At 65.6% G+C, this 21,117-nt stretch carries 20 protein-coding genes; 9 read left to right on the top strand and 11 right to left on the bottom strand.

Annotated elements, in window-relative coordinates:
- The first annotated feature begins 43 nt into the window (after positions 1-43).
- The 4 genes from ABRP28_RS11990 (at position 44) to ABRP28_RS11975 (ending at position 3,092) form a co-directional block, all read left to right on the top strand.
- A complete protein-coding gene (locus tag ABRP28_RS11990; RefSeq protein ID WP_251422810.1) occupies positions 44-469 on the top strand; it encodes an Hsp20/alpha crystallin family protein in 426 nt (141 codons plus the stop codon).
- Between the two features lie 104 nt (positions 470-573).
- A complete protein-coding gene (locus tag ABRP28_RS11985) occupies positions 574-894 on the top strand; it encodes a J domain-containing protein (protein WP_350005547.1) in 321 nt (106 codons plus the stop codon).
- A 130-nt stretch (positions 895-1,024) separates the two neighbouring features.
- Positions 1,025-1,402 carry a hypothetical protein gene (locus ABRP28_RS11980; protein ID WP_350005651.1) on the top strand — a complete coding sequence of 126 codons (378 nt, stop codon included), beginning with the start codon at positions 1,025-1,027 and terminating at the stop codon, positions 1,400-1,402.
- Positions 1,403-1,514: 112 nt separating this feature from the next.
- Positions 1,515-3,092: a family 1 glycosylhydrolase gene (locus ABRP28_RS11975; protein WP_350005545.1), complete on the top strand. Its 1,578-nt coding sequence runs from the start codon at positions 1,515-1,517 to the stop codon at positions 3,090-3,092.
- Here ABRP28_RS11975 and ABRP28_RS11970 read toward each other — a convergent pair.
- Both ABRP28_RS11970 and ABRP28_RS11965 read right to left on the bottom strand, forming a co-directional pair.
- Positions 3,089-4,189, bottom strand: coding sequence for a phosphatase domain-containing protein (locus tag ABRP28_RS11970; protein WP_350005543.1), 1,101 nt, complete (start codon positions 4,187-4,189; stop codon positions 3,089-3,091). The two genes, ABRP28_RS11975 and ABRP28_RS11970, sit on opposite strands and share 4 nt — an antisense overlap.
- A 65-nt stretch (positions 4,190-4,254) precedes the next feature.
- Positions 4,255-4,986, bottom strand: coding sequence for a DUF72 domain-containing protein (locus tag ABRP28_RS11965; RefSeq protein ID WP_350005541.1), 732 nt, complete (start codon positions 4,984-4,986; stop codon positions 4,255-4,257).
- Positions 4,987-5,047: 61 nt separating this feature from the next.
- On the opposite strand from ABRP28_RS11965, the gene ABRP28_RS11960 reads away from it, so the two are divergent.
- From ABRP28_RS11960 to ABRP28_RS11950, 3 genes are all read left to right on the top strand, one after another.
- Positions 5,048-6,856, top strand: a complete 1,809-nt coding sequence (locus tag ABRP28_RS11960) for a glycoside hydrolase family 15 protein (RefSeq protein WP_350005649.1) — start codon at positions 5,048-5,050, stop codon at positions 6,854-6,856.
- Between the two features lie 111 nt (positions 6,857-6,967).
- Positions 6,968-7,258 (top strand): hypothetical protein, encoded by a 291-nt coding sequence (locus tag ABRP28_RS11955; RefSeq protein WP_350005539.1) that lies wholly within the window; start codon positions 6,968-6,970, stop codon positions 7,256-7,258.
- Positions 7,258-7,965 carry an HAD family hydrolase gene (locus ABRP28_RS11950; protein ID WP_350005535.1) on the top strand — a complete coding sequence of 236 codons (708 nt, stop codon included), beginning with the start codon at positions 7,258-7,260 and terminating at the stop codon, positions 7,963-7,965. Before ABRP28_RS11955 ends, ABRP28_RS11950 begins: the two co-directional genes overlap by 1 nt.
- Before the next feature lie 19 nt (positions 7,966-7,984).
- On the opposite strand, the gene ABRP28_RS11945 is transcribed toward ABRP28_RS11950, so the two are convergent.
- Entirely contained in the window at positions 7,985-8,233 is a 249-nt protein-coding gene (locus ABRP28_RS11945; protein ID WP_350005533.1) for a hypothetical protein, read from the bottom strand.
- 169 nt (positions 8,234-8,402) lie between these two features.
- Between ABRP28_RS11945 and ABRP28_RS11940 the strand changes: the two genes are divergently transcribed.
- The gene (locus ABRP28_RS11940) at positions 8,403-9,584 is read left to right on the top strand and encodes a zinc-dependent alcohol dehydrogenase (protein WP_350005531.1); all 1,182 of its coding nucleotides are present in this window, start codon (positions 8,403-8,405) and stop codon (positions 9,582-9,584) included.
- 42 nt (positions 9,585-9,626) lie between these two features.
- Here the strand turns inward: ABRP28_RS11940 and ABRP28_RS11935 are convergent, their stop codons facing one another.
- The 5 genes from ABRP28_RS11935 to ABRP28_RS11915 form a co-directional block, all read right to left on the bottom strand.
- Positions 9,627-10,772, bottom strand: coding sequence for a serine hydrolase domain-containing protein (locus ABRP28_RS11935; RefSeq protein ID WP_350005527.1), 1,146 nt, complete (start codon positions 10,770-10,772; stop codon positions 9,627-9,629).
- A gap of 93 nt (positions 10,773-10,865) precedes the next feature.
- Positions 10,866-11,678: a bifunctional allantoicase/(S)-ureidoglycine aminohydrolase gene (locus ABRP28_RS11930; RefSeq protein WP_350005525.1), complete on the bottom strand. Its 813-nt coding sequence runs from the start codon at positions 11,676-11,678 to the stop codon at positions 10,866-10,868.
- A 16-nt stretch (positions 11,679-11,694) separates the two neighbouring features.
- The gene (locus tag ABRP28_RS11925; RefSeq protein ID WP_350005523.1) at positions 11,695-12,972 is read right to left on the bottom strand and encodes an aldolase; all 1,278 of its coding nucleotides are present in this window, start codon (positions 12,970-12,972) and stop codon (positions 11,695-11,697) included.
- A 3-nt stretch (positions 12,973-12,975) separates the two neighbouring features.
- Positions 12,976-14,574: a malate synthase A gene (gene aceB / locus ABRP28_RS11920; protein WP_350005521.1), complete on the bottom strand. Its 1,599-nt coding sequence runs from the start codon at positions 14,572-14,574 to the stop codon at positions 12,976-12,978.
- 39 nt (positions 14,575-14,613) lie between these two features.
- Entirely contained in the window at positions 14,614-16,062 is a 1,449-nt protein-coding gene (locus tag ABRP28_RS11915) for an NAD-dependent malic enzyme (protein WP_350005519.1), read from the bottom strand.
- Positions 16,063-16,271: 209 nt separating this feature from the next.
- On the opposite strand from ABRP28_RS11915, the gene ABRP28_RS11910 reads away from it, so the two are divergent.
- The gene (locus tag ABRP28_RS11910; protein ID WP_066279009.1) at positions 16,272-17,027 is read left to right on the top strand and encodes an IclR family transcriptional regulator; all 756 of its coding nucleotides are present in this window, start codon (positions 16,272-16,274) and stop codon (positions 17,025-17,027) included.
- Between the two features lie 72 nt (positions 17,028-17,099).
- On the opposite strand, the gene ABRP28_RS11905 is transcribed toward ABRP28_RS11910, so the two are convergent.
- The 3 genes from ABRP28_RS11905 to pucL all read right to left on the bottom strand — a co-directional run bounded on the left by ABRP28_RS11905 (position 17,100) and on the right by pucL (position 21,039).
- Positions 17,100-18,284, bottom strand: coding sequence for an IS30 family transposase (locus tag ABRP28_RS11905; protein ID WP_374152828.1), 1,185 nt, complete (start codon positions 18,282-18,284; stop codon positions 17,100-17,102).
- 145 nt (positions 18,285-18,429) lie between these two features.
- A complete protein-coding gene (locus ABRP28_RS11900; RefSeq protein ID WP_350003042.1) occupies positions 18,430-19,941 on the bottom strand; it encodes a nucleobase:cation symporter-2 family protein in 1,512 nt (503 codons plus the stop codon).
- A gap of 189 nt (positions 19,942-20,130) precedes the next feature.
- Positions 20,131-21,039: a factor-independent urate hydroxylase gene (gene pucL / locus ABRP28_RS11895; RefSeq protein ID WP_350003040.1), complete on the bottom strand. Its 909-nt coding sequence runs from the start codon at positions 21,037-21,039 to the stop codon at positions 20,131-20,133.
- Between the last annotated feature and the right edge of the window lie 78 nt (positions 21,040-21,117).

Below are 21,117 nucleotides of genomic sequence, written 5' to 3'. Positions count from 1 at the left end.
GGCACAGCTGGAACACCTACTGAAGCTGAAGGAGTGGGAAATGATGTTGATGCGCACGGACCCGTTCCGTGAGCTGGACCGGCTCACGCAGCAGGTCTTTGGAACCGCCGCCCGCCCGGCTGCCATGCCTATGGACGCCTGGCAGGAGGACGGCGAGTTTGTGGTGGCCTTCGACCTGCCTGGCGTGAAGATGGATTCCCTGGACCTGAACGTTGAACGCAACGTCCTCACGGTCCGGGCGGAGCGCAAGGACCCCACCCAGCCCAACGTGGAACTGGTGGCCTCCGAGCGCCCCCGCGGTGTCTTCAGCCGGCAATTGATCCTCGGGGACACGCTGGACACTGACAACATCAAGGCAAGCTATGACCAAGGCGTCCTGACCCTGCGGATCCCGGTGGCCGAGAAAGCCAAGCCGCGCAGGATCGAGATCCAGACACAGCAAAGCGAAAAGCACCAGATCGGAACCTAGCCACAACCGGCAGGCGCGGGGACCTTCTCACGGTTGCCCGCGCCCTGCCTTCTTTTCCGCACGGCGCCCCCGGAGGCGTCGCCCGCGGAGCGGAAAAGGGCACCATGACAAGCACCCCCGACTACTACGACACCCTGCGGGTCCAGCCCGAGGCCAGCCAACAGGAAATCTCGCGCGCCTACCGGGCACTGATGCGCAGCCACCACCCCGACATCGACGGCGGTACTTCCCCGGAAGGGGAGCTCCTCCAGATCATGCAGGCCTACGACGTCCTCAGGGATCCGGAGCGGCGCGCCGCCTATGACAAGCAGCGGGCCTCCGCCGGGCAGTCGATTCCCGTCCGGAAGGTGCGCAGCCCCCGCGGATCACCGGGTCCCGTCATCAGGGCCACCCCGGTGCGGTGGGAGAGCGGGCCCTGGGCCTGACGCTGGAACTTTGGGCCTGACCCTAAGCGGTCCCCCAGGAAATGGAACACGCGGGGTATGGAACGCATGGGGAATGGAACACACGGGGACCGGAACACAACAACAACACCGCGAGGAGGCGGAGAACCGGATGAGCGACTGGCGCCGATACGATTCACACCTGATCCCGGCATTCCACGAGCGCTTTGAACAACGCTGGGGTGCCGGCACTGCCCCCTTCCTGGACCCCGAAGCGCACGAGCAGCCGCTGCCCCGCGCGCAATGGATCAACCCTGCCACCGGCGCCGCGCTGGCCGTGGTGCCGGTGTGGACGGCCGATGAGATGCAGCAGCGGTCCTTTGGCGTGTTCTACCTGCCGCCGGCGGGCGACATCTGGGTATTGCGCCCCGGCTATACCGGCTACCTGGAACCAGCCGACGGAGACACGGAACAGCTGGCGACCCTCCGGAACGACGCCTTCCGCAAAGCGGTGGCGCATGCCAAGGAGTTCCTGTTCGGCTCCCAGTAGCAGCGCCATTGGGGACAGGCCCGGCGGAGGATACCGTTTTGCTCGTCAGGCGCCCGGAGCTGTGCCATCCTGAGACGTACTTTATTTACGCTCCGTTACAAAAGGCCCGCAGATGCATATCACCGCCAAAGAACTCGCTGCCCTGATTCCGTCCGGATTTACGTTGGGCGTGGCTACGGCAGCCTTCCAGATCGAAGGCGCGCTGGATGAGGACGGGCGGGGTCCGGCAGGCTGGGATGTCTTCGCGGCCAAGGACGGTGCCATCGTGGACAACGACAGCCCCGTGATTGCCACCGACCATTACCACCGCATGCCCCAGGACGTTGCGCTCATGAAGCAGTTGGGCGTGGACTCCTACCGGTTCTCCTTTGCGTGGCCGCGCATCCAGCCGACCGGGCGCGGGCCGGCCAACCGCGCCGGCCTGGCGTTCTACGACAGGCTGCTGGACGAACTGCTGGCCAACGGCATTTCCCCCATGGCAACCATCTACCACTGGGACACTCCGCTGGCGCTGGACGAAGCCGGCGGCTGGATGAACCGGGACACAGCTTACCGCCTGGGCGAGTACGCTGCCATCCTCGCAGAGGAATTCGGTGACAGGGTGGCGCGCTGGGTGACCATCAACGAACCTGCCACGGTCAGCACCAACGGCTACACGCTTGGACTGCATTCACCCGGCAAAGAACTGCTGCTGGGTGCCTTCCCCACGGTGCACCACCAGCTGCTGGGGCACGGCCTCGCTGTCCAGGCCCTGCGCGCCGCCAAGGTGCCGGGGGAGATCGGCATGACCAACGTCTACTCGCCCATGGTGCCGAACTCCATCAACCCGCTGGACAGGATCAGCGCCGGGCTGATGGACCTGGCTCAGAACCGGCTGTACGCGGACCCCGTGCTGACCGGAAAATACCCGGACCTGATCCGTGCGGCCAAGTTCTTCAGCTCCTTCGAACACCCGGACGAGGACATGGAGCTCATCTCCCAGCCCCTGGACTTCTACGGCCTCAACTACTACATGCCCACGAAAGTGGCAGTAGGGCCGGGCGGGGGAGCGGTGCCCGCCAGCATGGCCGAAGCCATGGGCAGCGACCTGAGCGCCGCCGGCAACGGCGGAACACCGTTCCACGTTGAAACCTGGCCTGAGGCGGACATCACCGCCTACGGCTGGCCGGTGAAGCCGGAGTACATGGCCGTGGCGCTGAAGGAGATGGGCGAACGGTACCCCAACCTTCCGCCCGTCATCCTCACCGAGGGCGGGGCCAGCTTCGAGGACATCATCGTCCGGGACAAGTCCACCAACACCAGGTTCATCCCGGACGAGCGGCGGCTCAAGTACCTCTCGGACCACCTCGAAGCCGCACTGAGGGCAACGGCCCCGGGCGGGGAGGCTGCCTCCGTGGACCTTCGGGGCTACTACGTCTGGTCGCTCCTGGACAACTTCGAATGGTCCGCAGGCTACAAACAGCCCTTCGGACTCCTGCACGTGGACTTCGAAACCCTGGAACGGACGCCGAAGGCCTCCTACTTCTGGCTCCAGGAACTCATCGAGGAGCGTGACCTCGCCGCCGCCGCGGGCAGTGCGATTGCCGAGGCCATGGTGGGTGACGGCATGGCCGCCGCGCCCAGGGACGCCGGAGCAGTTGTCAGTGAGATGCCCGACGACGACGTTCCCGCCGTGGGTGCCAGCGCCTAGAGAAGGTCCAGGGCCGTGAGCTGTTTGGCGATGCCGGCGCCGTCCGGTGAGTAGATCCACGGGACCTGGGACGCGGTATGGTCCCCGTCCTCGGAGTGGCCGCCGGCGAACACCGATTCGCTGACGGACAGCTGGCGGATGGCGATAGCGGCCACCTTGTCCGGGTGCTCCTGCGAGAAGCCGGAATAGATGGCTTCGTCATGCTGGCCGTTGTCGCCGATCAGGAGCCACTGCATGTCCGGGAATTCCTTGGCGAGCCGCTCAAGGTTGCGGTGCTTGTGGTCCTGGCCGCTGCGGAACCACCGGTCCTGGGTAAGGCCCCAGTCGGTGAGCAGCAGTGCCCCGGACGGATACATGTTCCGGGTCAGGAAGCGCGCCAGCGTGGGGGCGGCGTTCCACGGGCCGGTGGAAAGGTAGACCACCGGTGCGTCCGGGTGCTCCACCGTGAGCCGGTCCAGCAGGACAGCCATGCCCGGTGTTGCCATGCGGGCCCGCTCGCTCAACACGAACGTGTTCCACAGGGCCAGGAACGGCCGGGGCAGGGCCGTCACCATGACGGTGTCATCAATATCGGACACGATCCCGAACTTCACGTCCGGTGCGATGACCCGGATCCTGGCTTCGACGGGCTCGGTGCCCTCGGCGCGCAGGACCGCGGTGTGCCAGCCGGGCTCCAGCTGGACAGCCACTTCCGTGTCGATCAGCCCGCCCCTGTCCGCCCGGACGTGGGTGACAACATCGCCGATGGTGATTTCGACGTCGGTGAACTGCAGGGGAACGCTGGTGAAGGCCCGCCAGCCGCGCACGTTCTGGTTGCCGTTCTTGGCTGCGTGCTCTGCCTTGCTTCCCGGCAGGGGCTTCTGGGTCAGCAGGACCCGGCCCAGGACGCGCACCAGGCTGGTGGATCCGTAACCCTGGTAGGCAATGGTCTGCGGCACGAACTTCCAGCGTTTGGCCAGCTGGATGCGCACACCGTTGACGCCGTCGGAAATCCGGTGGGCAAGCTTGAACACCGTGTTGCCGGAAAGCTCGTCCTTCCTGTCCGGGTCCGGTGGTGTTGCTGCGTTCTGTGGCGGAGTCTGGGGGGCCGTGTCCATGGAACCACTCTGCCACAGGCTGAACCACGCGTAGCTACCCTGGTCCTTGCCGCTCCTCCGTGACGTCATCCCTCCCCAAGGATCCACCGCAGGGTCTCAGCGTTGCGCACGGCGTGGCCGCCGCCGTCGTTATTGAAATACGCATAGACGTCCAGGCCGCTGCCGGACCATTCGCGGATCCGGTCTGCCCACCAGTGCAGGTCGGCGTCCGAGTAGGAGCCTGCCGAGAGGTGCTGGTGGTCGGGGCCATGCAGCCGCACGTATGTGAACGGGGCCGTAGTACGCAGGATGCAGGGGAGGTTGGCGCCGCTCATGATGCAGTAGGCGGCCTGGTGCCGCTCCAGCAGGGTGTAGACATCGCCGCAATCCCAGCTGGCGTGCCGGAACTCCACAGCCACCCGGATCCACTCCGGAATCCTCGCCAGGAAATAGTCCAGCCGGGCGTCGTCCCGTTCCATGCCGGGCGGCAGCTGGACCAGGAGGACTGCCCGCTTGTCGCCGAGCTCGTGCCAGCACCGTTCAATGCGCTCCACCCATACCTCCGGCTGGTACAGCTTCCGGGCGTGCGTTAGGCCGCGCGGGGCCTTGACCGACATGCTGAAGCCGTCAGGCAAGCGCCGGTTCCAGCCCGCAAAGGTGGTGTCCCGCGGCCAGCGGTAGAAGCTGGCATTGAGCTCGACAGTGCTGAACCGCCCGACGTAATGCTGGAGCCTGTCCTTCGCCGGGAGCCCGGGCGGATAGAGGACGTTCTCCCAGTGGTCATAACTCCAGCCGGAGGTGCCGATGTGGATGGCCATGACTGCAGGCTACATCGAATTGTGCCCGTCACCGCCGGGCGGACTGTGGCAGGGTAAGGACATGGCGCGCATCGAGGATTATGCAGTTGTAGGCGACCTCCAAACCGGGGCCTTGATCAGCAAGGAAGGATCCATCGACTGGCTGTGCCTTCCCCGGTTCGATTCCCCGGCCTGCTTCAATGCCCTGCTGGACACCCCTGACGCGGGACGCTGGCTGCTGGCCCCCGAAGGCGCCGGGCAATGCACCCGGCGGGGCTACCGGGACGGCACCCTGGTGCTTGAGACGGAATGGGAAACACCCGAAGGAACGGTTCGCGTCATCGACTTCATGCCGCCCCGCGACTCCGTGGCGGACATCGTCCGCATTGTCGAGGGCGTCAGCGGGAGCGTCAGGATGCACAGCGAGCTGGTGCTCCGCTTTGACTACGGCCACATCATTCCCTGGGTCCGCAGCGACAGGCTGGGCCTGCACGCCATCGCCGGTCCGGACGCCGTCTATCTTGTGACACCTGCGCCGCTCCACGGAGAAAACATGCACACGGTCAGCGACTTCACCGTCAGCGCCGGGGAGCGGGTCCCGTTTGTCCTCACCTGGGCGCCCAGCCACGTGGGCCGGCCGCACAGCGTGGACGCGGAAGAAGTCCTTGGCACCACCTGTGCCTTCTGGCGCGGCTGGTCTTCCCAGTGCACGGTGAAGGGGAAGTACCAGGAAGCGGTGATGCGGTCCCTGGTGACCCTGAAGGCGCTGACCTACGCCCCCACCGGCGGCATCGTGGCGGCCGTGACCACGTCCCTGCCCGAGCAACTGGGCGGCCCCCGCAACTGGGACTACCGGTACTGCTGGCTGCGGGACGCCACCATGACGCTGCAGGCCCTCATGGCTGCCGGTTACACGGCCGAAGCGGCGGCGTGGCGGGACTGGCTGCTCCGCGCGGTGGCCGGCGACCCCGCCGACCTGCAGATTATGTACGGCATCCACGGGGAGCGCCGCCTGCCCGAGATGGAGCTGCCGTGGCTGAAGGGCTACGAAAATTCGTCCCCGGTGCGGATCGGCAACGGGGCTGCGGAGCAGCTGCAGCTCGATGTGTGGGGCGAGGTGCTGGACTGCCTGGCACTGACCCGGAACTCGCTGCTGACGCATCCGGATGAATCGTGGGACGTCCAGCTTTCCCTGATGGAGCACCTTGAGAAGATCTGGGACCAGCCGGATAACGGGCTGTGGGAGATGCGCGGGCCCCGCCGCCATTTCACGCACTCAAAGGTGATGGCCTGGGTAGCCGCGGACCGGATGGTCAAAGGCGTCCGCGAGTCCGGGCTGCCAGGACCGGTGGAACGCTGGGAGCGGCTGCGGGACACCATCCACCAGGACGTCATGGCCAACGGTTTTGACGCTGCCCGCAATACCTTCGTCCAGTCCTACGGACGGCCGGAGCTGGACGCCAGCCTCCTCCTGATACCGCGCGTCGGCTTCCTGCCGCCGGATGATCCCCGGGTGATCGGGACCATCGATGCGGTCCAGCGTGAGCTCACCGAGGACGGGTTTGTCCTGCGGTACCGTCCCGCGGAGAGCGACGACGGCCTGCCGGGGGATGAGGGCGTTTTCCTGGCCTGCTCCTTCTGGCTGGTGGAGGCACTCCTGGGTGCGGGCCGGCACGAGGAATCCCGGGAGCTTTTCGAGCGGCTGCTGGAATTGCGGAACGACGTGGGGCTGCTGAGTGAGGAATGGGCGGTGAAGGCGGGCCGGCAGCTGGGCAATACCCCGCAGGCTTTCAGCCACTTTGCCCTTGTGACTAGCGCCCTGGAGCTGCATCAGGATACGGTTCGCCGAAGTGACACCCCCATTCCGCCGGAGACGGCGGGACCGTGCTGAGGCGGCGCGGCCAGGGGTGGCTTCTCCTTCGCAGAAGAGATAAGTATACTTACTAACACCTCAGTGCTCCTGACAAAGCACAACGCGGTGACTGACGGAGGAGTGATACGAATGGCCGGATATTTTGAGCTCGTGGATGCGCCTGACGGCGGCTACAGGGTAAGGATGTTGGATGGAGCCGGGAGCCTGATGGCCATCTCGGTCACCTTTCCCACGAAAAGGGCTGCCGTTGCCGGTGTGGCCATGGCGCGGGAAATTGCAGGGACCGGCCTGATCCGGGACAAAAGCCACGGTGGCGCAGGAACGGTCCTCCGGGAACGCGTCCGCCCTGTGAGTTCCGCAAAGGAAGACGCCGCCCGCCAGAAGAAGGCGCCGGCGGCAAAGCGGGCAGCGGTCAGCTGATGGTGTCCCACAGCCTTGTACCCCCTGGCGGACGACGCCGGGGGGTTCTTTTTGATGTTGACGGCACCCTGATCGATTCGTCCTACATCCACACGGTTTCCTGGTGGGGCGCCTTCCGGGAGCAGGGCTATGACGTCCCGATGGCCTCCATCCACCGCCATGTGGGCATGGGCGGCGACCGCCTGGTGGACAGCCTCCTGCCCGGAGGGCGGGACCGCGCCCTCGACCCGGAGATCCTGGCCAGCCACGGGGCGCTTTATGCGTCCCACTGGCCCTCGCTCCGGGCCTTTGACGGGGTGAAGGACCTGCTTGCCCGATGCCACGCCGGAGGGCTGGCCGTTGCACTGGCCTCCTCGGCGCGCAGGAAGGACCTGGAGGTCATGAAGTCCATCCTGGACGCCGAAGCCTTCATCGACGCCGCCACCAGCGCCAATGATGCGAAGAACAGCAAGCCGGCCCCGGACATCCTCGTGGCGGCCCTGGAGGCCATCGACGTCCAGGCCGCGGACGCCGTCTATGTCGGGGACGCCGTCTGGGACATGCAGGCTGCGGCCGCCCTGGCAATCCCGGCGATCGGCGTGACGTGCGGGGGAGTCAGCGCCGGCGAACTCCGGGATGCGGGGGCGGTAGAGGTCTACGAAGGACCGCGGGACCTCCTGCGGAACCTGCCCTCAAGCGCCCTTGGCAGGCTGCTCGGAAGTACATAAAGACTGCCCTGAGTCCGGCTCAGACCGTTTGCCCGCCGGTGACGGCGTCCTCGTCGCCCGCATTGGCAGGCTTGTTCCACACCACGGCCACCTTGACGGACCCGTCGTCGTTCCGCTCAATGTCCGTGCTCACTTCCGCCATATTGGCGCCCATCTCCATGATCCGGGCGTGGTACGTGCCAACGAGCGCCTCCAGGCTCTCTTCCGTCCACTCGCCGGGCCGCATGCGGGTGGAGATCTCAACCGGTTCCGGCTGGTAGAGCGTCATGGCGTTCCTCTTTCGCGCGTTTCTCGGGATCTGGCCCTTCCTACGCTAGAAGCCCCGGGCCACAAGGACAAGACTTTAGTCAGCTTGCTTACTTTTTTCTGCCGAAGCCGATACCGTCGATCTATGGGCTCCGGCCCGGACAGAAGGCAACACCACCGGAAGGCGAATCGTGAAAGCACTGACCTGGCAAGGAAAACGCTCGGTAAGCGTGGAAGAAGTACCTGATCCCGTGATCCAGGAACCCACCGACGCGATTGTCCGCATTACCTCCACGGCCATCTGCGGCTCGGACCTGCACCTGTACGAGGTCCTGGGGCCGTACATGCACAAGGGCGATGTGATCGGCCATGAACCGATGGGCATCGTTGAAGAGGTGGGCAGCGCTGTCACCAACCTCCGCAAGGGCGACCGTGTGGTGGTTCCCTTCAACATCTCCTGCGGCCACTGCTTCATGTGCGGGCTGGGCCTGCAGTCCCAGTGCGAAACCACCCAGGTCAAGAGCAAGGGTTCCGGCGCAGCCCTCTTTGGCTTCTCGGAACTGTACGGTTCTGTTCCCGGCGGCCAGGCCGAGTACCTGCGCGTGCCGCACGCCGATTACGGTCCGGTGAAAGTGGGGAGTGATCTTCCGGACGAGCGGTACCTGTTCCTCTCGGACATCCTCCCCACAGCCTGGCAGGGCGTGGAATACGCGGACGTCCCGGCCGGAGGCACCCTGGCCGTGTTTGGGCTGGGACCGGTAGGCCAGTTCGCCACCCGGATCGGTGTGCAGCGGGGGCTCCGGGTCATCGGGGTGGACCCAGTCCCCGAACGCCGCGCAATGGCGGAACGGCACGGCGTCGAAACACTCGACTACGGCAAGGGCGTGGCGGACCAGCTGCGGGACATGACAGCCGGAAGGGGCCCGGACGCGGTGATTGACGCCGTCGGCATGGAAGCCCATGGTTCCCCTGTTGCCGGCTTCGCCCACCAGGCCCTCGGACTCCTGCCGGACAAGCTGGCGCAGAAGGCGATGGAGACGGCCGGCGTGGACCGCCTTGCCGTACTTCACACCTCGATTGACGCCGTCCGCCGCGGCGGGACTCTGTCCCTGAGCGGCGTGTACGGCGGCCAGGCCAGCCCCATGCCGTTGCTGACCATGTTCGACAAGCAGATCCAGGTCCGGATGGGGCAGTGCAACGTTCGCCGCTGGACTGATGACATTCTGCCGCTGGTGGAGGACGACGCCGATCCGCTGGGCGTGATGGACCTGGTCACCCACCGTTCGGGGCTGGAAGGCGCGCCCGCCCTGTACGAGAAGTTCCAGAAGAAAGAGGACGGCTGCATCAAGGTGGTCCTGAACCCGGGGGCTTAAGCCTCAAACGGACTCCCAAGCGGGAAGCCCGGCAGGAAGCCTTCAGCACAGGCTGTTGAGGGCTTCCTGTGCAACGTCCTGCATCTCCTGGATCAGCGGGTTGGCCTCCAGGGTGGGCGGCGCGGGAGGGTAGGCGACAGCTATCGCCAGCTGGCTCCTGCCGTCCTCGCTGGTCATGGCGACCATTCCGTAGCCGTCGGTGTCACCGGGAAGGCCGTAATAGAAGCGGTTGTTGCAGGTGTTGTTCCAGCGCCGCAGGGCAAAGCCGTAGTACTGGGAGTAGCCGCCCTTCATGGCCGTCACGCTGTCCGGGGGGAGAAGCCGGCCCTGCAGGAGCGCGGCGTAGAACCTGTTCACTTCCTCCACGGTGGAGACTGCGCCGGTGGAGGGGGACGCAGCCTGCCAGGCCGGCGTGCTCGCATCTGTACGCCTGCCCTCGAGGATGACGTACCCGTGGACCATGCCCGTGGGTGGGGGACCGCCCATCCGGGTCGCCGCCAGGCCCAGGGGGCGGGAGATGTCCGCGGCCAGGACGTCCTCGATCCTTTCGCCGCGGAGCCGCTCAACGATCAGGGCAAGGGCTGCGTAGTTGGTGCGGGAATAGTCGAAGATCCGCGCCAGCCGGCCGTCCCATGGCACGGTGGCCGCCAGGTCCAGTTGCTGTTCAAGGCTGAGCGGCCGGTTCATCGTCTGCGCCCAGCTTCCGGAGGCCAGCAGGGGGACCGTGAAGTCGGGGATTCCTGATTCGTGGGTCAGGAGCTGCCGGACGCTCACGGGGCCGGGCGGTTGGAGGACGCTTCCAAACTCCGGCAGGTAGCGGCTTGCCTGGCTGTCCAGGTCAAGCGTGCCCTCCGCAACAAGCTTCATCACCGAGGCTGCGATGAAGGATTCGGTGATGCCACCCACGCGGACGGGATCGGACACCGCGGCAGGCTCGCCCGAGTCCAGGCTCCGTACGCCGGCGGCATGGGTCCAGGTGGTGGTCCCGTTCCTCGCGGCGATCAGGACGGCAGGGGCTCCTTCGGCCAGCATCCGCGCGCTGAAAGCCTCCAGCAGCGCAAAGGCTGCGGGCGGCTCCGGCTCAGGCGGGTCCGGTACGCCGATGCAGCCGGCAGAGGATCCGGCCAGCAGGACCACGCACAGGGCTGCCGCAGCGACCCTCCATCCGCGGACCCGGTTTGTGCCCATGCCACCCATTTTCCCCCAACTGGGTAGCAGCACATGTCCTTTTGGGCGCCCAATACGACATGTGCTGCGACGCAGTTGGGAGGGACCCGGTGCTTAGGTGAGGCGGACCTGGCGGTTCATGTCCTTGTACAGCAGGTAGCGGAACTCGCCCGGTCCGCCGGCGTAACAGGCCTGCGGGCAGAAGGCGCGCAGCCACATGAAGTCGCCGGCCTCCACCTCCACCCAGTCGTTGTTGAGCAGGTACATGGCCTTGCCCTCAAGGACGTAGAGGCCGTGTTCCATGACGTGGGTTTCGGGGAACGGGATGACGCCGCCGGGCTGGAACGTCACGATGTTCACCTGCATGTCGTGGGCCAGGTCGCTGGAGTCCGTGAAGCGGGTGGTCTTCCAGGCGCCGTCGGTGTCCGGCATCGCGGTGGGCTCCACGTCCTTTTCGTTGGTGACGAAGGACTTGGCCTCGTAGCCCTCAAGGCGCTCGTAGGCCTTGCGGATCCAGTGGAAGGAGACGACGTCGTCGGAAACGTTCTCCAGGCCCCACTCGGAACCGGCAGCCAGGTAGGCGTAGCCGCCTTCCTCAAGCTGGTGCAGTTCACCGTGCAGGGTGAGGTTCACCTTGCCGCGGGTCACGAAAATGACGCCTTCAACACCGGCTTCGAATTCAGCTTTCGGGGCGCCGCCGCCCGGGCCGATCTCCACGATCAGCTGCGAGAACGTGGTGGCGAAGCCGGAGATGGGACGGGCGATGATCCAGGACCGGGTGTTCGAGAAACCGGGAAGGTTGGAGGTGACAATGTCCGTCATGACGCCCTTGGGGATCACCGTGTACGCCTCGGTGACGATGGCGCGCTCGGTGGTCAGGTGCGTCTGCGGCGGCAGTCCGCCGGTGGGGGAGTAGTACTTGCCCATGAAAAGTGATCCTTAACTAGGAGTTGGAAGTGGTGGCGAGCCGTGGGTGCGCCAGCGCAGTCAGCTGCGGAATTCCGACGCCGGCCAGCGCCTGGACTTCATCCGCACCGACGGCGCCGCACTGGACGCCGCGCAGGACGAACGCTGCCAGGGCGCGGGCTGTGGCGGGTTCGTCCATGACGCCGCCTTCGGTTTGTTCCACGTAGTTGCGCAGCCGGGCTGCGGCGGCCGGAAGGCCCTGCCGGTAGAAGGCGTAGGTGGCCGCGAACCTGCTGGGCAGCTGGGCGGGGTGCAGGTCCCAGCCCTGGTAAAAGCCGCGTTCCAGCGACCGCCGGACCAGCCGGCCGTGCAGCTGCCAGGCGTTCTCCACGTTGTCGCCCACCGGGATGATGTTGGTGGACCCGTCAGAGAGCCGGATGCCGGTGCCGGCAACCGCAAGCTGCATGACTTCCTTGGCGAAGTCCGCCACCGGGTGCTCCATGGACTGGTATTCGGCCGAGATCTGCAGTGATGCGGAGTAGTCGTACGTGCCGTAGTGCAGGCCGCTGATCCGGCCGGGCACGGCGTGCGGCAGTTGCGCCACCGGGGACGTGCCGTCCGGACCCAGGATGAGCTGGGGGGTCTCCACCTGGACTTCGAAGCGGAGCCGGCCGGCGGGGAGGGAATGGATCTCCTCCAGCCTGGAGACCGCGAAGTCCATGGCCTGGACCTGGGCCACCGTGGTGACCTTGGGCAGGGTCAGGACCAGGCCCTCGGGCAGTTCGCCGGCCGCGGCGAGTCCGGAGACGAAGAGGTCCAGCGTCCGGAGCCCGCGGGCCCTGGTGGGTGCCTCGAAGCACTTGAACCGGATGCCGATAAACGGGGGAGCGGACCCGGCCGCGACGGCGGTGGCCACCGCGGATGCTGCGGCAACTGCTGCAGCGTCCTCGGCGTCGTCGCCCCTGTCCCCAAAGCCGTCCTCGAAATCGAGCCGAAGGTCTTCGATCGGTTCGTTTGCCAGCTTGGCCTCGACACGGGGCGCCACGGCTTCCGCCAGCGCGTTGTCCTGGCCCAGCAGCGTACCGAGGCGTTCCAGCCCGCCGTGCGCGGCCGCCGTCGCCATCGCCTGCCCGCCCCAGTCAGCAGCCAACGACGCCGTGAAGCGGTCCGCGGGGACGTACACGGTATGGACGGGCTGGCGGGAGCCGTCGTCGCCCGGGTAGTTCCGCTCAAGCAGGCGGTCCGTGGCGGCGAGCTGCCCGTCGATGGTAGCCAGATCCCTCGCGGACAACGACGGCCGGGGTGTTTCCGCCATGCCTCAGCCCACCAGTTCGTAGGCCGGGGTGGTGAGGAAGTCCGTGTAGTCCTCCGAGAGGCAGATGTCCGCAATCAGTTCGCTGGCGGGCTGGTAGTAGCGGCGGAAGGCTTCGTCGCCGAATTCGGTGCGCAGCCGCTCGGTTTCCTCGCCCAGGATCCGCTCCACCAGCTCGCGGGTCACGGTATTGCCCGTGTCCGCAAGGACCGACTTGTTGCGGATCTGCTGCCATACCTGCGAGCGGGAGATTTCCGCCGTGGCGGCATCCTCCATGAGGTTGTGGATGGCAACAGCGCCGTTTCCGGACAGCCACACCGCGGTGTAGGCCACGGCGACGTCCAGGTTCAGCCGGAGTCCTGCCTCGGTGACCTGGCCGTCGGCAGAGGTGACGTCCAGCAGCTGCTCTGCCGTGACGGAAACCTCGGGGCGCTGCTTGTCCAGCTGGTTGGGCTTGTCGCCCAGGACGGAGTCGAATACTTCCCGGCAGGTGGGCACCAGGTCCGGGTGCGCAACCCAGGAGCCGTCGAACCCGTCGTTGGCCTCACGGGTCTTGTCCGCGCGGACCTTGGCGAACGCGGCCTCGGTCACCTCAGGGTGGCGGCGGTTGGGGATGACGGCGGCCATGCCGCCCATGGCGAAGGCACCGCGCTTGTGGCAGGTCTTGACCAGCAGCTCGGTGTAGGCGCGCATGAACGGAGCCGTCATTGCCACCGACGCGCGGTCCGGCAGCACAAACTCCTCCCCGGCGTCCCGGAAGTACTTGATGATGCTGAACAGGTAGTCCCAGCGGCCGGCGTTCAGGCCGGAGGCGTGGTCCCGCAGTTCGTAAAGGATCTCGTCCATTTCGAAAGCGGCCGGGATAGTCTCGATCAGGACGGTGGCGCGGACGGTCCCCTGGCCCAGGCCCAGGTAGTCCTGCGCGAAGACAAAGACGTCGTTCCACAGCCGCGCCTCGAGGTGGCTCTCCATTTTGGGCAGGTAGTAGTACGGGCCCTGGCCGTTGAGGACCAGCTGCTTGGCCACGTGGAAGAAGTGCAGGCCGAAGTCCACGAGGGCGCCCACCGCGGGTTGATCATTGATGAGCAGGTGCTTTTCGGGCATGTGCCAGCCGCGGGGGCGGGCCACCACGACGGCGAGCGGCGCGTCGGTGCGGAGCCTGTACTCCTTGCCCTCGTCCGAGGTGTAGCTGAGGGTGCCCTGGGCGGCGTCGCGGAGGTTGAGGATGGCGTCGATGACGTTGCCCCAGGTGGGGGTGCTGGCATCCTCGAGGTCCGCGAGCCACACACTGGCGCCGGAATTCAGGGCATTGATGGCCATCTTCGCCGGCGAGGCGGGCCCGGTCATTTCAACCCGGCGGTCCTGCAGCGGTGCGGGTGCGGGCGCAACTTTCCAGTCGCCGTCGCGCACGTCCTGGGTCTCCGGCAGGAAGTCCAGCTTTCCGGTCTCGGCCACCCGCTGGCGCTTGACGGCACGGGCCGCCAGGAGCTCGTTGCGGGTGCCGGCAAAGCGGGTGTGAAGTTCCTCAATGAAGGCCAGCGCCTTGGGGGTGAGGATCTCCTCCGCGCGGTCGATCGGCCGGGGATCTGTGACAGTGATGGCCATTTCTGGTCCTTTCCTTGTGGCTTGCAGTCAGGCAGTGAATCAGGCGCTGGCCAGGGCGGCTTCGGGAGCCGCGGCTTCAGCCGGTTCAACCGCGGTGGCCACGTTTGCTGCGTGGGCGGCCGCAGCAACAGCTGAGGCAACATCGGCGGCAACATGGGGGTCGAAGACGCTGGGGATAATGTAGCTGGCATTGAGCTCTTCGTCAGCTACCCGGTTGGCAATGGCGTCCGCGGCGGCCACCAGCATCTCCGGAGTGATGTCCGAGGCTCCGGCGTCGAGCAGCCCGCGGAAGAAGCCGGGGAACGCCAGCACGTTGTTGATCTGGTTGGGGAAGTCGCTGCGCCCGGTGGCCACCACGGCGGCATGGCGTGCCGCGACCACCGGATCGATCTCCGGCGTGGGGTTGGCCATGGCAAACACGATGGCATCCTGAGCCATCGCCGCCACCTGCTCCTCGCCGATCACGTGCGGGGCGCTGACGCCGATGAACACGTCCGCACCCACGAGGGCCTCGTGCAGGGTGCCGTCGAAGCCTTCCTGGTTGGTGTTCGCGGCGATCCAGCTGCGGTGTTCGTCCCCATATTCCTGCCCTGAGTGGATGGCGCCGGAGCGGCCGGCCGCAATGATGTGCTGGGCGCCCTGGGCCTTGAGGAGCTGGATGATGGCGGAACCGGCAGCGCCCACGCCGGAGACCACAATGCGGACCTCGGACAGCTTCTTGCCCACCACACGCAGGGCGTTGACAAGGGCGGCGAGGGTGACGATTGCGGTGCCGTGCTGGTCGTCGTGGAACACCGGGATGTCCAGTTCCTCGCGGAGGCGGTTCTCGATTTCGAAGCAGCGCGGGGCTGCGATGTCCTCAAGGTTCACGCCGCCGTAGACGGGGGCCAGGGCCTTGACGATGCTGATGATTTCCTCGGTGTCCTGGGTGTCCAGGCAGACCGGCCAGGCATCCACGTTGGCGAACTGCTTGAACAGCGCGGCCTTGCCCTCCATGACGGGCAGGGCGGCCGCCGGGCCGATGTTGCCCAGGCCCAGCACGGCCGAGCCGTCCGTGACGACGGCGATGGTGTTGCGCTTGACCGTCAGGTTGCGGGCTGCCGACGGATCTTCGGCAATGGCAAGGCAGACACGGGCGACGCCGGGAGTGTAGGCGCGGGAGAGGTCGTCGCGGTTGCGCAGGGCTACCTTGGGGACGACTTCGAGCTTGCCGCCCAGGTGCATCAGGAAGGTGCGGTCCGAGACGTGCTGGACCGTGACGCCGTCGAGCGCGTTAAGGGCGTCCTTGACCCGGCCGGCGTGCTCGTCGTCAGTGGTGTTGCAGGTGACGTCCACAACCAGGGTCTCGTGATGGGACTCGGTGACGTCCAGGGCAGTGATGGCAGCGCCGGCTGCACCTACTGCCGCAGCGAGCTCGCTTGTGGCGCTGAAGCTTGAGGGTGCTTCCACGCGCAGGGTGATGGAATTTCCGGGGCTCGGGTTCGCCATTGAATGTCCTCCTGTTGGGCCCAGTGGGCTTCTGTTCCAATCCGAATGTTTTCGTATTATGGATATTATTATCTACTTTGTGGAAATACAAGCCCGTGCTGCCATTCATCGCGCCTGCCCGGGTTGTGCTGTATCTTGGGACTTCTAGGGCAATTCTTTTCACGATGCGGATAAGACTTGTCGGAATCCGAGTCCACAGGAGACTGGTCATGGCTGAAAAAGCCGCTGGAGGCGTGCAGTCCGTTGAGCGCGTCTTCGAACTGCTGGAACTGATTACAGACGCCGGCGGCGACGTCACCCTCAGCGAGTTGTCGTCGTCCACCGACCTGCCGCTGCCCACCATCCACCGCCTGCTGCGCACCCTGGTATCGCTTGGCTATATCCGCCAGCTGCCCAACCGGCGCTACGCCCTGGGCCCGCGGCTCATCAGGCTCGGCGAGGGGGCCAACAAGCAGCTTGGCGCCGTGGCGCGGCCGCAGCTCAAAACCCTCGTGGACCGGCTGGGGGAGACGTCCAACATGGCGGTGCTCGACTCGGACATGGTCATCTACGTGGCGCAGGTGCCCTCGCTCCATGCCATGCGCATGTTCACTGAGGTGGGCCGGCGTGCCCATACCCATGCCACCGGCGTCGGCAAGGCCATCCTGGCCCAGTTGGACGACGACGTGGTCCGCGGCATCGTCACCCGTGCCGGGATGCCCACCCCCACGCCCAAGAGCATCGGCGACGTCGATGACCTCCTGGCCGATCTTAAGCTCATCCGGGAACGCGGCTACTCCATCGACGAGGAGGAGCAGGAACTGGGTGTCCGCTGCTTCGCCATGGCGGTGCCCAACGCCCCTACCCCCACTGCCATTTCGGTTTCCGGTCCCGTGTCCCGCGTTGACGAGCACTTCGCGGACAAAGCCGTGCCCGTCCTCCGCGAGGCGGCCGAAGCCATCTCCCTGGAGATGAACCGCACCTGACCCAAGAGTTTTTGTCCAGATATGCCGACTTAAACACTGGCAATGTCAAGTGGTGGGAGCAACGCGGGGTGGTTAGGCCGCTTGCAGCAGCTGGTTTAGCCGGTTGGCTGGGGTATCGAGGTTGAGGGTCGGTCGGGGGCGGCGGTTGAGCTTTGCCGCGATGCGGTTGAGGTCCTCAGGGGTATGGGCCGAGAGGTCGGAGCCTTTTTCGAACCAGAACCGCAGGAGCCGGTTGGTGTTTTCATTGGTGCCGCGCTGCCAGGGCGAGTGCGGGTCGCAGAAATAGAGCGTGGTTTCCAGCGCGGTCTGGATCTTCGCGTAGCCGGCGAGTTCTGTGCCGCGGTCCCAGGTGATCGAGCGGCGCAGGTGCTCCGGGAGGTTCGCCATTTCCCGGATCATCGCGGCGGCGACGGTTTCGGCGGTATGGTCCCCGGGCAGGTGCAGCAGGATCGTGAACCGGGTTGAGCGCTCCACGAGAGTGCCGATCGCGGTCCCGTCAGAACCGATGATCAAGTCACCTTCCCAGTGCCCGGGGACCGCCCGGTCCTGGACCTCGGCGGGGCGTTCGCTGATCTTGAACGCCTCCTTGTAGGGGCTGCTCTTGAGCCGGTCGGCGGTGTGGGGGATGCGTTGTTTACGTTTCAGGCTGAGGTTTTCGGCCAGGTCTTTCCGCAGGCTTCCGCGGGTTTGGACATACAGGGCCTGGTAGATCGTCTCGTGGCTCACCTGCATAGTCTGGTCACCGGCAAAGTAAAACGCCAGCATCGACGAGATCAGCTTCGGACTCCACCCATCGTCCATCCACACCGCGATCAGCCGGCACAAATCCTCGTCCTCGATGAGCTTGAAGGGCTTGGGCCGGCGGCGTGCCTGATGGGCTCTGGTGTGCGCGACTTTAGCGTTGTACCTGCCCTCGGCGTCACAGTTGCGGTTGACCTCCCGCCAGATGACGGACTTGTCCCGTCCGATGGCCGCACCGATCTTCGCGTAGCTCATCCCGGCTTGCCGGCCCATCTGGATCATCCCCCTCTCGGCTTCGCTTAGTGCCCGCCCGCAGGAGACCTCCACGGACGGGGCAGGATCTGCCAGGCCGCCATGGGCCGAGATGCTCAGCGTCATCTGACCAGACTCGGCCCACCACTTCTTCCCGGTCCCGCGCGAGGCTCCGACACGCCGTGCAGCCTCACTGACGGACGCGCCGGAGCACACCAAATCAAGAAAATCATCACGAACATGGACAGGAAACAACTTCGGCATCAAACGCTCCATCAATCAGAACGTTGCAACCACCATATGAATCTGCCACTCATTTGCCCTCCATACCTGGACAAAAACTCTGAGCTGAGCACGACGGCGGCCCCTCCTTCCTGGAGCGGGCCGCCGTCGTCGTTTGGCTGGTTAGCTAGTGGTCCGATGCCTTTTCGGACGACTGGACAGGCACTTCCTTGCCTTCGCAGTCGATGAGTTTGCCGTTTTCAAAGCGGTCCCCGTGCTCGAGGCACTTCAGGTCTTCTTCCCTGATGACCCGCCCCGTGCCCGCCACGAACACCGACTGGTTCTCCGAGTTGCCGGCCTTGAGGTGGTTGAACAGCAGATTCAGCAGGATGGCCATAACGGCGGCTGAGCTGATGCCGGAGTGGAAGATTGTGCTGAACCAGGACGGGAACTGGTCATAGAAGGTGGGAGCGGCGATGGGGATCATGCCGAAGCCGATGGACGCCGCCACGATGATCAGGTTCATGTTGTTCTTGTATTCCACCTTGGCCAGCGTCCGGATGCCGCTGGCGGCCACCGTGCCGAACAGGACAATTCCTGCACCGCCCAGAACCGCGGTGGGGACGGCTGCAACAACGCGGCCCATGACGGGCAGCAGGCCGAGAATGACCAGGATGACGCCGCCGGCAGCCACCACGTAACGGCTCTTGATCTTGGTGACAGCCACCAGGCCAACGTTCTGGGCGAACGCGCTCTGGGTGAATGAGCCGAAGATCGGGGCGACCAGGCTGGATCCCATGTCCGCACGGAGTCCGGCCGCGATCCGCTTGGAATCGACCTTGGTCCCTACGATTTCCCCGACTGCCAGAATGTCCGCCATTGTCTCGGTGAGGATGACCAGTACCACAATCACCATGGAGATGATGGCGGCGATTTCGAAGGTGGGTGCGCCGAGGTGGAAGGGAGTGGGGAAGGCTGCGATGGGTCCCTGGCCCACCTTGGAGAAATCCGCCATGCCGGTAACGACGGCGATGATGGTGCCGGCCACCATGGCCAGGAGGATGGACAGGCGGGAAATGGTGGCGCTGCCCACCTTGCTCAGGAGCAGGACGAGGACCAGGGTTACGGCCGCGAGGCCGATGTTGGCCATGCTGCCGTAGTTCTCTGCGGTGCGATTGCCGCCCATGGCCCAGTTAGCCGCAACGGGCATGAGCGTCAGGCCGATGGTGGTGATGACCGTGCCGGTCACCACCGGCGGGAAGAAACGCACGATCTTGAAGAAGACGGGTGCGATCAGCAGGCCGATGGCCGCCGATACGATGACCGCGCCAAACACGGCGGGCAATCCGCCGCCGCCGCTGACGATGGCCACCATGGTGGCCACGCTGGCGAAGGAAACACCCTGCACCAGGGGAAGCTGGGAGCCGAAGAACGGTACGCCGATGGTCTGCAGCAGCGTGGCCAGCCCGCCCATGAAGAGGGCGGCTGCAATCAGGATACCGATATCGGCCGGGGAGAGGCCGGCAGCCTGGCCCACAATCAGCGGGACCGCGATGATGCCGCCGTACATGGTGAGGACGTGCTGGAAGCCGTAGGCAAAGCTGCTCCCGATGGAAAGGCGTTCGTCCTCCGGCCGGTTTGAGGCGAGGCGCTTGCCCTGCTTTTTGGCGTCGGCTTTGAGGGTGTTCTTGATGTTCATGGCAGACTTTCTGGTTCATGGCAGACGTCATCGTCTGGCTAACGTTGTCTGGCTAACAAAGTGTGGGTGGGTGAGAGATTTCGGGGGTTGGTTTCCCGGAGTTTTTGGGCACGTATCGTGACTTCAGGGGTGCTGAGGTCCTTGTATCTGCCCAAAAACTCCGGGAGCCGGGGTTAGTGCGTTTGTGGTCTAGCAGAAACCGGCAATGCCGGACCAGGCGATGGCCGCCGGGGTGGCGTCCTCGCGCTGGACAGTGGCCTCGATCAGGCCGTAGGGACGGTCCGCGGCGAAGAAGACCTCGTTGGGGTTGTCGAGGCCGAAGGGGGAGAGGTCCACGAGGAAGTGGTGCTTGTTGGGCATCGAGAACTTGATCTCGTCGATCTCGCTGTGGGCTTCGAGCACCTTGGTGCCCATGTCGAAGAGGGTCTGCTGGAGGGCGTGGGAGTACTTCTCCGTGAAGCCTTCGAGCAGGAGTCCCTTGACGTCGTCGTAATTCTTGTTGAAGTCCAGGGCGCTGAAGTCCGTTCCGGTCTTGAAGCGCCAGCGGGCCGAGACGTCGGTGGCCAGGATGCGGTCCGTGGTTTCGGGAAGGGTTGTGTACTTGTCCTTCGGGTAGCCCACGAAGCCGGACTGGGTGGACTTGAGGACGGTCAGGTCCTTGAGTCCGGAGATAAGGTGCGTGGTGGCGCCGTCGCGGACCAGGACCGCCGTGCGTACCTCCTGGCCGTTGCGCACGAAGGAGTGGTCGTGTTCGGCGCCGTGGGCCTGGATGCGGTTCCAGCTGTAGGACTCGGCTTCCCAGCGTCCGCCGGTCACCCAGTCGAAGCTGGAGGTGAAGTGTTCGCCGAGGCGCAGGAGGAACGCTTCGGGTGAACCTACGCCATCGCGGGCGAAGGCGTAGATGGTGTTCTTCTGGGTGTCCGTGGCCACCACATGGGCGTTGTCGCCCTCGAGATGGGCCGCCGCGAAGTCTCCCCGCAGCTGCGAGGTGACGTTCAGGTCTTCGATCTCATGGCGGTCGCTGTCGCGGGTGATCTTGACTACCCGGACCTCGGCCTTTCCGTACTGGTTGTCGCCGAGGATGATGTTGCTGCTCATGGTCTGTTCCCAACTTCCGGTAAGTGGAACCTAGGCTCCATCACTGAAATTAAGCGCGCATTTCAAGCGCGTTTCCGG

It is taken from the genome of Pseudarthrobacter sp. WHRI 8279 (genome assembly GCF_040224115.2).
Taxonomy (GTDB): domain Bacteria; phylum Actinomycetota; class Actinomycetes; order Actinomycetales; family Micrococcaceae; genus Arthrobacter.
Note: the sequence above shows the minus strand (reverse complement) of the source record. Positions and strands in the feature narration are given on the sequence as shown.